Raw genomic sequence first — 12,594 nt, 5'->3', positions numbered from 1 at the left:
GTCGAGCAGGTCGCAGAAGCGTTCGATATTGGCATCGTCGAGCGGCGCATCGACTTCGTCGAGCACACAGATCGGCGCAGGGTTGGTCAGGAACAAAGCGAAGATCAACGCGACTGCGGTCAGCGCCTGTTCGCCGCCCGACAGCAGCGTCAGCGACTGCAGCTTCTTGCCCGGCGGCTGGGCGAAAATCTCGAGGCCTGCTTCGAGCGGATCGTCGCTGTCGATCAATGCGAGGTGCGCCTGTCCGCCGTTGAACAGCGTGCTGAACAGCCGCTGGAAATGCTGATCGACCGTTTCGAACGCGGCTAACAGGCGGGTGCGGCCTTCGCGGTTGAGGCTGCCAATCGAGCCGCGCAGCCGGTTGATCGCCTGCGTCAGTTCCTCGCTCTCGCTCTGCCCCTTTTCGATTTCGGTTTCGAGTTCGACCAGCTCGTCGGCGGCGATCAGATTGACCGGGCCGATGCGTTCGCGGTCGAATTGCAGCTTTTCAAGGCGGCTTGATTCCACCGACGCATCGCCGAGTTCGCTTTCTTCAAAGCCATGCTTTTCAGGCAGCAGCGGCGGTGGGCATTCGAATCGTTCACCCGAAATCCCCGCCATTTCGCGGCGGCGGGCATCCTGATTTTCAGCGCGCGCCTCGGCTCCGGCGCGCTGTTCGCGGGCAGAAGAAACCGCCTCCGCAGCAGCGGCCAATTGGGCTTCGAGTGCCTTCAGCGAGGTTTCGCTAGCCTGTTCAGCGGCCTGAAGCGCGGCGAGTTTTTCGCCAATAGCCGCCTTGTCTGCCTCTAATGTCGTCAATTCGTGCGTGATAACGTCCGGTTTGCCTGCAATAGCTTCAAGCTCTCCGGCAATCTCGGCGCTGCGCTTGTTCATTTCGGCGATGCGCCGTTCGGCCTCGCCAGCCCGGTCCTGCCAGCCGCGAATTTCGGCCTGCGCCACCGCACGCCGTTCGCGCTGCTGGGCGATTTTCTGGTCGAGGCCGGAAAGGTCGGCCTGCGCCCGCACGAACAACTGCCGTAGCGACTCCCCTTCGCTGGTCAGCGCGGCAACAAGCGCGCGTTGTTGCTCGCCATCGGGCAGTTCGGCGCGCGCCTTTTCGGCTGACTCAAATTCGAGTCGGGCTTGCGTGGCTTCCTGTTCGGCCAATCCGCTCCGCTCGGCCAGTGCCGTCGCCGCCTGCTGTGCGCGCGTCAGGGCATCTTCAGCCCGATCTGCATCGCGCAGTGCCTGACGCAGCGCGGCTTCGGTTGCCGCCTGTGCCGAAGCCAGCCGCCGCGCCTCATCCTGCGCCGCCATAATGCGTTCGCCCAGCGCATCGAGAGCAGTTGCATGGTCGCCGACCTTGGACTCTGCCACCGGAATGGCTTCGAGCAGCGCTTCCAAACGATTAGCCCGTTCGAGCTGTTCGGCGGCCGCTGCACCATCATCTTCGGCGGCAAAGCCATCCCAGCGGCGCAGCTTGCCATCGCGGGTAACCAGTCGCTCGCCTATCTCCAGCATCGCGCCATCGTCAGCCTCGACCACGCGCACCATGGCGAGGCGCAGTGCCAATTCGCTCGGTGCCTCAACCACATCGGAGAGGCGTTCGCCCGATAATTTTGGTGGAACCGACGTGAAGCCCTGCCAGCGCCGTCCGGTCACCCCGCCGACCGCCGCGTTCAGATCGTCGCCCAGCGCCGCCGCCAATGCGCGTTCATAGCCGGGCTTGACCTTGATCCGGTCGAGCGCGCGGTTGTCGCTGCCTTTAGCTGTTGCGCGTTCGAGTGCGTTCTTCTCGCTGACGAGCGCCGCCAGATCCGCTTTGGCACTCGCGAGCGCGCTTTGCGCACTATCGCGTTCTGCGACCAAAGTTGCGCGTGCACTCTCGGCGGCATCAATCGCCGTCGCCTGTTGTTCAAGCTCCACCTGCAGGCGCGCCGCTTCATCGCGTGCCGCATCGCGGGCAGTTGCCAGTTCTGCCTCATCGCCGAGCGCGGCCCTTTCTGCTTCGAGCCGCGCCTTGTCGCGCTCGGCGCGCTCGACGCGGGCGCGGGCATTGTTGAGCGCGGCTTCGGCAACCCGCAATTCGGCTTCTGCGCGCGCCTGTTCGGCCACTGCCTTGGCCAGCTTGACCTCACCCTCACGCGTTGCACGTTCGGCATCGTCTAGGGCACGGGTCAAGCGCGGGCGTTCATCCTCGCTCGACTTGATAGTCTCGGCCAATGTGGCAGCTTCGACCTGCAAGCGCGCCAGCGCCTCGGCGGCATCATGGGTCAGCTTGCCTTCGCGCGCGCCATCTTCTTCGATGCGCCGCGCTTGTGCGGCCAGATCAGCCTGCCGCTGGATCAGCCGGTCACGCTCGCCGGTCAGTTGGACGAGCTTGTTTGAAAGATCGCTCGCCGCATCCCGCGCTGCCATAGCGGCCGCACGGTCATCAGCCAGTTTGCGGACAGCCGATTGTTGCTGCTCTGCGAGGGTGCGTTGGCGGACCGAAGCTTCCTCGACTGCCGTGCCCGCTTCATCGGCTTCCGTGCGTGCAGCTTCCGCTGCTGCTTTGGCCTCTCGCCAGCGCACAAAGATCAGACGCGCTTCGGCCTGCGTGATCTCGCCCGACAATTTGCGATAACGCTCGGCCTGTCGCGCTTGCTTTTTAAGGCTCTGCGCGCGGGCATCCATATCGCCCAATATCGTCGCCAGACGGTTGAGGTTGGTTTCGGCCGCACGCAGTTTCTGCTCGGCATCCTTGCGGCGCACATGCAGGCCCGAAATCCCTGCTGCCTCTTCAAGCATCATCCGCCGTTCTTGCGGCTTGGCGGAGATGATCGATCCGATACGCCCCTGACTGACGAGCGCCGGGCTATGCGCGCCGGTCGCCGCATCGGCAAAGATCAGCGCGATATCCTTTGCGCGCACGTCGCGGCCATTGGCGCGATAGGCGCTCCCTGCACCGCGCTCGATTCGGCGGACGACCTCCAATTCGAAATCATCGTCATTGGCGATGATGCCGGGGATATTCTCGTGTGCGTCATGTTCGGCGAGCAGGGTGACTTCGGCGAAATCACGCGACGGGCGCTGCGCGGTGCCGGCGAAGATCACATCCTCCATCCCGCCGCCGCGCATCGATTTGGGCGAATTTTCGCCCATCACCCAGCGCAGCGCCTCGAGAAGGTTGGACTTGCCGCAACCATTGGGGCCGACGACGCCTGTCAGCCCGGCTTCGATATGCAGCTCGGTTGGCTCGACGAAGCTTTTGAAGCCTGTGAGTTTGAGCCGCTTGATCCGCATATGTCCCCCGACGCGGTGCCCTGAAGGCTTACCGCGCGCCCGCCTCCTGCAGCTTGCCTTTGACCTGCGGCCAGGCCGTCACGTCAAGGCGGACACCGTTGAGATAAAAGGTCGGCGTGCCCTGAATGGTGTATTTCTTGCCATATTCGGCGGTCAGGTCGGCCAGCTTTTGCATTTCGGCGGTGTCGGAGAGGCAGGCCTTGCTCTGGTCGCGCGAAACACCCCGCTGGGCGAAGAATTCGACGATACCTACGGCATCGGCCAGGGCAAAGAAGCGCTCGCCACCTTTCAGCGAAGTAATTTTCGCTTCCAGTGCCTTGTCGGTGCCGATCTTGTTGGCATTTTCAAACAGGGTTTCCTGGAAACCCATGAACTGTTCGGTCAAAGGCAACATCGCCTCATTAGCGCCGCAACGGGTAACGCGCGCCGCCATCAGGTCAAATTCATCGCGCACGAAATTGCGGAATTCGTAAGAAATCTTGCCATTGTTGATGAAATTGTCGTGCAGGTCCGATCCGGCATCGTTGCTGAACTGTGCACAGACATGGCAGGTGAGCGAGGCATATTCGACCAGCTTGATCTTCGCATCCGGGTTGCCGATCAGATAGCCGCCCTCGGCCGTCTTGCTGACTACATCGATCCATTGCTTGCCAGCGGGTGGCGCGACGGCAGCTACCGGTTCGCCCTTGGGCGCTTCGCCGGTTTCGCTGCCGCCACAGGATGCAAGGGCCAGCGCGGCGATGGAAGCGGTAAGGATTTTCAGACTGCGCATATTTTGATGTCCTTTGCGTCGTTGAAATTCAGGGAGCGATATGGGGTTTGATGGTCGCGAAGTCGTGACCTTCGATGACCTTGCCATTGACCAGCAAGGTTGGCGTCGAGTTGATTTTCAGTTTTTCGGTGGCTTCGTCGGTCATCGCAATGACGGTATTGAACGCCGCCTTGTCTGCAAGACAGACCTTGGCCTGCGCGGCGGTAACGCCCCGCTGTGCCATGATCTTGTCCAGCCCCAATTCGGTATAGGCGCCCTGCATGAAGCCGACGATATTCTTTGCCTCCAACAGGTCAATCGTCGCCTTGCCGAGTTTGCTGCCATTGGCCCATTGCGACTGTGTTGCCATCAGATGCCGGTGATTGCCGAAAAAGCGCCCCTTGCCGCCGCAGCGCGCGAGCATCGCGGCGGTCAGATCCATCGGATCGCGCACCAGGTTGCGGATTTCAAAGCTGACCTTGCCGGATGCGACAAACTGGTTCTTGATTTGCGGGACGTCGTCGATCTCGAAATGCGCGCAATGGCCGCAGGTGTAGCTGGCATATTCGACCAGCTTGGTGGGCGCGGCGGGGTTGCCGATGACATGGCTGCCCTTGGCCGTCGTGCTGAAGGTCAGCAGCCAGTTGGTCTTTGCCGGTGCAGCGATCAGTGCACCGCCGCCAAGCGCAGAGGCTATGGCGAAAAGGGTCAGCGATTTTCGGAATATAGTCGGGAATCGGGTGGCCATATCTGCCTCTGAATTGGACCGATGCATCTGCATTTACTCGCCCTCTTTGGCAAGGCTTTTTGCCAGATTTTGGAGGACTGCCTGCAATTCCGGGTCGGCAATTTCGCGAAGAGAATCCCCCAACTCGGCAGACGGTGCGCGCAGCACTGGTGCTGCGCTGACTTTCGGCCTGGGTTCGGCGCGTTGCACCTGCCCGTGGCGCATCTTCACCTTGGCCACGGCATCATAGCCGAAAAAGCGGTTCACCCGCTCGATGATTTCAGGGACGACGTGTTGGATCATCACGGCATGCGCGCCTTCAACGACCAGTTCGAGCGTGCCGCCTGCTTTTTGGCCAGCGGGAAAGCGGATCATTTCGGGGGCGGTGACATCGGCATAGCGCGGGCCGACAATTTCATCCCAGCGGCTGACGACAGAGCTTTGTACAAAGCCGAAGCGGCGGAATGCTGCGCGGCCAATGTCGGGGACAAGATCGGAAACCGCGCGCGCTTCGCCCCCGCGCCGCCGTTCAAAAACGGGCTTTGCGGCAGCTTTTGCCTTTTTGGCGGCGGTTGATGGCTTGCCTTCCTCCATCAGCCGGTTATCGCATTTTGCATGGCTTCCGTCCAACAGCGTGATGACTTTTCTGGGGATATCGCCAGCGCCTTGCTCGGCCATTATGACCGCCATGCGCGCGACCTCCCCTGGCGTTCGCCGCCGGGAACGCCGCCACCCGATCCGTACCGTGTTTGGATGTCCGAAATCATGCTGCAACAGACGACTGTTGCGGCTGTTTTCAGCTATTTCGAAAAGTTCACCGAGAGGTGGCCGGATTTCGCCGCTTTGGCGTCGGCCGACGATGCCGACGTCATGGCGGCTTGGGCGGGGCTCGGCTATTACAGCCGGGCGCGTAACCTGATCAAATGCGCGCGTGTCGTTGTCGCCGAATATGGCGGAGAACTGCCGGAAACGTCGGTCGAGCTTGCCAAACTTCCCGGCATCGGTGCCTATACCGCAGCTGCCATTGCCGCGATTGCCTTTGGCGAGCGCGTCCCGGTGGTCGACGCCAATGTTGAGCGGGTGACGGCAAGGTTGTTCGCCATCGAAACGCCGCTGCCCGCCGCCAAGCCGGAGATCCGGGCGGCGGTCGACGCAATCACGCCCGCTGAGCGGCCCGGAGATTTTGCGCAGGCGATGATGGATCTGGGGGCAAGCCTCTGTTCGGTCCGCAATCCGCAATGTTTGATCTGCCCACTGCAGATGCACTGCACGGCGCAGACAGCAGGATTGACCGAAACACTACCCCGCAAGGCTGCCAAAAAAGCGAAGCCCGACCGCACCGGAACGGCCTTTTGGATTGAGCGTGAAGGCCATGTTTGGCTGATACGTCGTTCTGATCGCGGCATGCTCGGCGGGATGCGCAGCCTGCCCGATGATGGCTGGAATGCCCGCACCGATGGCGACTCGCAGCCGCCTTTTGCGGCCAACTGGAATGCTGTGCCGGGCGAAGTCGCGCATGTCTTCACCCATTTCCGCCTGACGCTGCGGCTTGCCGCTACGGCAGCGCCGATCGACGAAAGCAGCTTGCCGCCCGGCGAATGGTGGCCGCTGAAATCATTGGACAGCGCCGGTTTGCCAACCTTATTCAGCAAGGCAGCCAAGCTTGCCATTAGAGCAAGACAGAAAATCTAGAGGAGTGAGCATGTCCGCAACCGAGACTGCAATGATGAATCCCAGCCGCCGTGGTTTCCTTTCGATGGCCGGATTGGGCGCGATGGCGACGATGCTGCCGACGCCTGCCTGGAGCCTCCTCGCGCAGGAATATCCGACGCTCAAATCGCAGGTTGAGGGCTATGTTGCCGACCGGAAGGCATCGGGCGTCGTTGCTGCTATCGGCCACGGTTTGGGTGAATTGGAAGTGATAGCGGCGGGAACGCAGGCAATTGGCGATCCGACACCGGTCAACATCGACACGCTGTTCCGCATCTATTCGATGACCAAGCCGGTGGCGGGGATGGCAGCGATGATCCTGATCGGCGAAGGCAAGATGAAGCTGGATCAGCCGATCGCCGATTTTCTGCCCGAATTTTCCGAAATGCGTGTGCTGACCAGCCCCGAAACCAGTCTGGATTCGGTACCGGCGAAGACACAGATCACCGTCCGCCATCTTCTGACGCACACGGCGGGGCTTGGCTATTCGATCATTACCAAGGGACCTTTGCTCAAGGCCTATATGGATAATGGCATCACCCCCGGACAGATCAGCCGCATGCCGATCCCTGGCTTTGAGCCGGGTGCGCCGACCCCCGATTTGAAGACATTTTCGGAGCGTTTGGGCAAATTGCCGCTGATCGCAGAGCCGGGAACCAAATGGAGCTATTCGATCAGCCTCGACCTTTTGGGCCGGGTGATAGAGGTGGCGAGCGGGATGGAGTTCGACGCTTTCCTTCAGACGCGGCTCTTCGATCCGCTCAAAATGACCAGCACCTACTTTCAGGTTCCGCAAAGCGAGGTGAAACGCTTTACCACCAACTATGCAGTGTTTGGCGGCGCGCTGATCCCCATCGATCCGGCGGCGACCAGCATCTATCTCGACAAACCCGCTTTTGCTTTTGGTGGCGCGGGACTGGTCTGCTCCGCGCGCGACTATGACCGCTTCCTCGCCATGTTGCTCAATGGCGGCAGCCTAGACGGTGCCGAAATCATGGCTCCCGAAACTGTAACCTTGGGAATGTCGAACCTGTTACCGGCCGGAGTCAGCACGGACGGTACATTTGCAAATGGCGCGGATTTTGGCGCGGGCGGACGCGTCGGCAAAGGTGCGCAAAAGGGCATATTCGGTTGGGGCGGCGCAGCTGGAACTATCGCTTTCGTCGATACCAGCCGCAAGATTCGCGCGACCGGCATGCTGCAATATATGCCGTCCAATGCGCATGATTTTCAGGACAGGTTCGGTGAATGGCTTGTTGCCGATTTGCAGGGTTAGACTGCGATGACACAATATGAATTCACGCAAAACCGTAGCCCTGAGCCTGTCGAAGGGGGCTTATCGGCTGGGCGTGCTTCGACAGGCTCAGCACTACGGTTTGAATTAGCGTCATCTTGCTTAAAGGCAGGTATATGAACCCCGGCTTCACAGGCTCTCCGCTCGACCGTGCAGACCGGCTGCGCAATGATGTCGAAGGCTTCAACGCTGCACTCAATGACTGGCGCGCACGCGTTCTGGGGCTCGACGGGCTGGACCCGGTAGTTGCCAGCGAAGGCGGGCTCAAATGGGTGTCGATGGCCGAGGTCGACGTTTCGGTCGAACTGATCCTGCTCGGACTCGCAAATGGCAAGCCGCATTTCGTGCCTTTGGTCGAAGGCGCAGGCGGCATGGCCCGCTCGCCCGCTGTCTGGCGCGCACTGTCGATGCTGCCTGCAGAGGATGCTGCGATTTACGGCATCGCGCGCAGCCTGATCGACTGGCACAACAACCACAAATATTGCGGTCGCTGCGGCGGTTCGACCAAGCTATTCCGCGCGGGCTGGGGCCGCCAATGCACCGCCTGCGATGCCGAACATTTCCCGCGCACCGACCCTGTTGTCATCATGATCGCCGAATATGAGGGCAAGGCTTTGCTCGGGCGGCAATCGGCGTGGCCGACGGGCAATTATTCAGCACTGGCCGGTTTTCTTGAGCCCGGCGAAAGCATCGAAGAAGCGGTGCGGCGCGAGATCATGGAAGAGGCCGGAATCAGCTGCGGAGCAGTGCGCTATGTCACCAGCCAGCCCTGGCCCTTTGGCGGATCGCAACTGATGATCGCCTGTGTTGCCGACGCCGATGGCGACCAGCTGACGATTGACTATAACGAGCTGGAAGATGCGATGTGGGTGACGAAGGAAGAGGCGCGCGCCGCACTCGCCGATGCTCCCGACAAACGCTTTGGCGCGCCGCCGCCCTTTGCGATTGCGCACACCCTTTTGCGGCGTTGGGTGGAGATGTAGGCATGGAAAAATTGCGCATCGATATCGTCTCCGACGTCGTCTGCCCCTGGTGCATCATCGGCTATAAGCAGGTCGAAAAAGCACTGACTTTGTTGTCGGAGCCAGTTGAGGCTGAGATCCACTGGCACCCGTTCGAGCTCAACCCCGACATGCCGCCCGAAGGCGAGGATGCCGGCCAGCATATCGCGCGCAAATATGGCCGCTCACCCGACGAAGGCAAGGCGGTGCGCGAACGGATCAAGGACACCGCAGCTGATTTGGGTTTCACCTTTGGCGATATGGGCGCGCGGCGGCTGTACAATACGTTTGACGCCCACAAATTGCTAACGCGCACTGGCACCGAACATGGTTGGCAAAAGCAGACCGAGCTGAAGCTCGCGCTCTTTTCAGCCTATTTCCAGCAGGGCAAGGATGTCAGTGACCGGGCCGTACTGCTCGATGTTGCGGAAAGCGTTGGTCTCGACAGAGCGGCTTGCGAAGCATGGCTCGCTGACGAGGTGCTCGGGCGCGAAGTGCGCGGCGAGGAAAGCTATTGGATCAACGAAAATGTCGCTGGCGTGCCTGCTATCATTTTTGACGGCAAATATATGGTCCCCGGAGCGCAGAGTGCGGAGACCTTTGCGCAGGTGATTGGCAAGGTTTTGGCGAAACGGACGGCCTGAGCCCAATCATCCCCCTCCCGTTCACGGGAGGGGTTAGGGGAGGGGGCGAGCGAAGCGAGCCAATCGCCCTCTCAGGCCCTCCCCCAGCCCCTCCCGCAAGCGGGAGGGGGGCTAGGCAACCGCCTGAACGCCATATTTGCGCATTTTCTCGATCAATGTGGTGCGCTTCAACGTCAGCAACCGCGCCGCCTCCGAAACAATTCCGTCGGCCAACTCCAACGCCATATTGATGCGTTCCAGTTCGATTGCCTCAATCTCCTGCCGCAGGTCGATCGGTTGATCCTTGCCAGGTGCAGGCGCTGCAGGGACGAAGGAAACCGGCGCAACCGCAACCCGTTCGCGGCGGCTTTCGAGTGGTGGAGCCGCGTTGGTCAGCAACAGGGCGACATCTTCTGCGTTTAGTATCTCGCCGCCATAAAGTACGCCCGCGCGTTCGACGACGTTGCGCAGTTCGCGGACATTTCCGGGCCAGTCATGCGCCATCAGCTTTTTGAGTGCGCTTTCATCAAAATGCGCAATCGCGCCTGCAGGTTTGCCTTTCTGGAAATGGCGAATCAATAACGGGATGTCCTCGGCCCGTTCGGCCAATGCGGGCACATGCACCAGCACCACGCCCAAGCGGAAGAACAGGTCTTGCCGGAAACGGCCATCGGCGATTGCATGATCCATGTCGCGATGCGTCGCGGAAATGATGCGGACGTCGACCGGGGTGCCGACACTGCTGCCGACCCGTGTGACCAAGCGTTCCTCCAGCACGCGGAGCAGCTTGACCTGCATGTCGAAGCGCATGTCGCCAATCTCGTCTAGGAACAGCGTACCCTTATGCGCATTTTCGAAATGGCCGGTCCGCCGATTGTGTGCGCCGGTGAAGCTGCCTTTTTCATGCCCGAATAGTTCGGATTCGATAAGCTCGCCCGGAATCGCCCCGGTGTTGATTGCGACAAACGGGTTGGCACAGCGATTACTGGCGGCGTGGATGGCCTGTGCTACCAGTTCCTTGCCAGAGCCGGAAGGCCCGGCAAGGAGCACCGACACTTCCGACGCCGCCACACGGGCGATCATCGCCCGCAACCTTTGCACGGCGGGGCTTGTGCCGATCACCAATGCAGCAATTGTACGTTCACACTCTGCCGTCGAAATAACCATATTTGCCCCCGAAGCCATGCGGGCTGCCCCGCCTTTCCGATGGCCTCGAACTGCGACGTAAATGGTTAACGACTGATTTCGAAAAGTCTCATAACATATTGAATAACAAAGGATATATCCAATATGGAGGAAAGCAGGGGCAGAAAAACGTAGGTCAGATGTTTCGGGATGATCCAATACGGACCAACTCTATTCGCGCGCCCATCCCAAAGTAATCGACATCCGCCGATTACGCGGGTCGAACCGGTTCTTGGGAACATAAGGTTCGCGATCCGCAACCCCTTCGATTCGCAGGAAGCGATCCGGCCCCACCCCCTTTTGCGCAAAGATGGCGCGGGTGATTTCGGCGCGCTCGGCAGATAGCTTCCAGTTGTTCATCCCCTGCCCGCGGGCATAAGGGGTGGCGTCAGTATGGCCTCGAATGATCAAGCCGTTGGGCAGATCGCGAACCAGCAACGACACCTCATCAAGCAACCGCATCGCATCGGGCGTCATCTGATTGGTGCCTGAAACGAACATGCTGAAGTCCGCCTCATCGACCAGATCAATGCGCAGCCCCTCGCGCGTTTCGGTGAAGCGGACATTTTTGGCGAGGCGGCGCAATTCGCGGCTGGCCTGCATCTTCTTCGCCAGCGCCTGCTTCAGTTTCTCGAACCGCGCCTTGTCACGCTCCTTGCCCGAGGCTTCCTTGAGCCCGCCCTTGGCATCGCGCGGGATAGTGATCGCTTTGGTTCCTGTCTGCGCCGCGCGGTGCGGATAATCATCTGCCGAAACGATCGAATCCCCGCCGAACATGCCGTTCGACCCAGCGCTTTCCTGCTTGGTCTTGACCAAAGTCGGCGCGAAATAATCTGCGAGTGCCTTGCGCTGCTTCTCTGTCGTCGCGCCCAGCAGCCACATCAGCAGGAAGAAGGCCATCATAGCCGTGACGAAATCGGCATAGGCCACTTTCCACGCCCCGCCATGATGCGCAGCATGCGGTGCTTCATACACTTTTTTGACGATCACTGGCCGGACGACCTGATTGGCGTTCGCAGCCATTATCGCGCCCGCATCCCGTCAAACACTTCGGCAAAGCTCGGCTGGTTCGAATGTTCGATGCCAGACCGCGCAGCCTCGATGACCAGCGGCTGCGGATGGCCATGGAGCGAAGCGATGATGATCTGTTTGACCGTGTGGTAGATCGCGGCATCGCCTTCGATCACCTGCTTGGCCCGGTTGGCAAAGGGCCCGACCAGACCATAAGCGAGCAGCACACCGAGAAAGGTGCCGACCAGAGCCGATCCGATCATCCCGCCCAATATCTCGGGTGGCTTGTCGATCGACCCCATGGTTTTGACTACACCGAGCACCGCCGCCACGATTCCGAGCGCGGGCAGGGCGTCGGCCAGATTTTGCAAACCATCAGCGGGTTTGATGGCATGATGGTGGTGGTTCTTGATGGCATTATCCATCACCTCCTCAACCGCATGCGGATCGAGTGTTCCCGACGAGACAACCACCAGCCGCAGCGTATCGCAGATCAGGTGAATGAGCGTCTGGTCGGCAAGCAATTTGGGATATTCGGCGAAGAGCGCGGATTCTTTCGGATTTTCGATATGCGGTTCGAGCGCGACCGGGCCTTCGCTTCGCAACAGCTTCATCAGCTTGCCGACCAGAAGGATGCAATCAAGATAGTCCTGCTTGCCAAAGCGGGGCCCTTTGAACACCTTGGTCAGGCCACCGCCGAGCGCCTTCAATTCCTTCCCCGAATTGCCAATGATCAGCGAACCGATGGCGGCCCCGCCAATAATAAGCATCTCATGCGGCAGCGCGTGCATCACCGGCCCGAGATTGCCGCCCGTCAGTGCAAAGCCGCCAAAGACCATCGCGATCAAGACAAGGATACCGACAATCGCGAACATCTTGTTTAAAGCCCTTTCACCGTCCCACCAATTCGTCATTCCCGCGAAGGCGGGAATCCATCACCCGACGCTCAAATTTATACCATCGGCGATGGACCCCCGCCTTTGCGGGGGGTGACGAAGATAAGCGGCAGACAATATGCTTAGTTAACG

Annotated in this window: 11 protein-coding genes; 4 read left to right on the top strand and 7 right to left on the bottom strand. The window is 60.5% G+C overall.

Annotated elements, in window-relative coordinates:
* From PKC81_RS07520 to PKC81_RS07505, 4 genes are all read right to left on the bottom strand, one after another.
* Window positions 1-3,264 (bottom strand): AAA family ATPase (locus tag PKC81_RS07520; RefSeq protein WP_324334668.1); only part of this gene is annotated, 3,264 nt, incomplete at its 3' end.
* Between the two features lie 28 nt (window positions 3,265-3,292).
* Window positions 3,293-4,036 (bottom strand): thioredoxin domain-containing protein, encoded by a 744-nt coding sequence (locus tag PKC81_RS07515; RefSeq protein ID WP_324334667.1) that lies wholly within the window; start codon window positions 4,034-4,036, stop codon window positions 3,293-3,295.
* 28 nt (window positions 4,037-4,064) lie between these two features.
* Window positions 4,065-4,796, bottom strand: coding sequence for a thioredoxin domain-containing protein (locus PKC81_RS07510; RefSeq protein WP_324334666.1), 732 nt, complete (start codon window positions 4,794-4,796; stop codon window positions 4,065-4,067).
* Complete coding sequence (locus PKC81_RS07505) at window positions 4,797-5,336, bottom strand: DciA family protein (RefSeq protein ID WP_324334664.1); 540 nt, start codon at window positions 5,334-5,336, stop codon at window positions 4,797-4,799.
* A 21-nt stretch (window positions 5,337-5,357) separates the two neighbouring features.
* On the opposite strand from PKC81_RS07505, the gene PKC81_RS07500 reads away from it, so the two are divergent.
* The 4 genes from PKC81_RS07500 to PKC81_RS07485 all read left to right on the top strand — a co-directional run bounded on the left by PKC81_RS07500 (window position 5,358) and on the right by PKC81_RS07485 (window position 9,391).
* Window positions 5,358-6,434 (top strand): A/G-specific adenine glycosylase, encoded by a 1,077-nt coding sequence (locus PKC81_RS07500; protein ID WP_324334662.1) that lies wholly within the window; start codon window positions 5,358-5,360, stop codon window positions 6,432-6,434.
* Window positions 6,435-6,444: 10 nt separating this feature from the next.
* Window positions 6,445-7,728 (top strand): serine hydrolase domain-containing protein, encoded by a 1,284-nt coding sequence (locus tag PKC81_RS07495; RefSeq protein WP_324334660.1) that lies wholly within the window; start codon window positions 6,445-6,447, stop codon window positions 7,726-7,728.
* Between the two features lie 134 nt (window positions 7,729-7,862).
* The gene (gene nudC / locus PKC81_RS07490) at window positions 7,863-8,729 is read left to right on the top strand and encodes an NAD(+) diphosphatase (RefSeq protein WP_324334658.1); all 867 of its coding nucleotides are present in this window, start codon (window positions 7,863-7,865) and stop codon (window positions 8,727-8,729) included.
* 2 nt (window positions 8,730-8,731) lie between these two features.
* Complete coding sequence (locus PKC81_RS07485) at window positions 8,732-9,391, top strand: DsbA family oxidoreductase (protein WP_324334656.1); 660 nt, start codon at window positions 8,732-8,734, stop codon at window positions 9,389-9,391.
* Between the two features lie 111 nt (window positions 9,392-9,502).
* Here PKC81_RS07485 and PKC81_RS07480 read toward each other — a convergent pair whose 3' ends face one another.
* The 3 genes from PKC81_RS07480 to motA all read right to left on the bottom strand — a co-directional run bounded on the left by PKC81_RS07480 (window position 9,503) and on the right by motA (window position 12,441).
* The gene (locus PKC81_RS07480) at window positions 9,503-10,555 is read right to left on the bottom strand and encodes a sigma-54 dependent transcriptional regulator (protein ID WP_324334654.1); all 1,053 of its coding nucleotides are present in this window, start codon (window positions 10,553-10,555) and stop codon (window positions 9,503-9,505) included.
* A 171-nt stretch (window positions 10,556-10,726) separates the two neighbouring features.
* The gene (locus tag PKC81_RS07475; protein WP_324334651.1) at window positions 10,727-11,578 is read right to left on the bottom strand and encodes a flagellar motor protein MotB; all 852 of its coding nucleotides are present in this window, start codon (window positions 11,576-11,578) and stop codon (window positions 10,727-10,729) included.
* Window positions 11,578-12,441 (bottom strand): flagellar motor stator protein MotA, encoded by an 864-nt coding sequence (gene motA, locus PKC81_RS07470; protein WP_324334670.1) that lies wholly within the window; start codon window positions 12,439-12,441, stop codon window positions 11,578-11,580. Before motA ends, PKC81_RS07475 begins: the two co-directional genes overlap by 1 nt.
* Window positions 12,442-12,594: the final 153 nt, after the last annotated feature.

This window comes from Sphingorhabdus sp. (assembly GCF_035329025.1).
Taxonomy (GTDB): Bacteria; Pseudomonadota; Alphaproteobacteria; order Sphingomonadales; family Sphingomonadaceae; genus Sphingorhabdus_B.
Note: the sequence above shows the minus strand (reverse complement) of the source record. Positions and strands in the feature narration are given on the sequence as shown.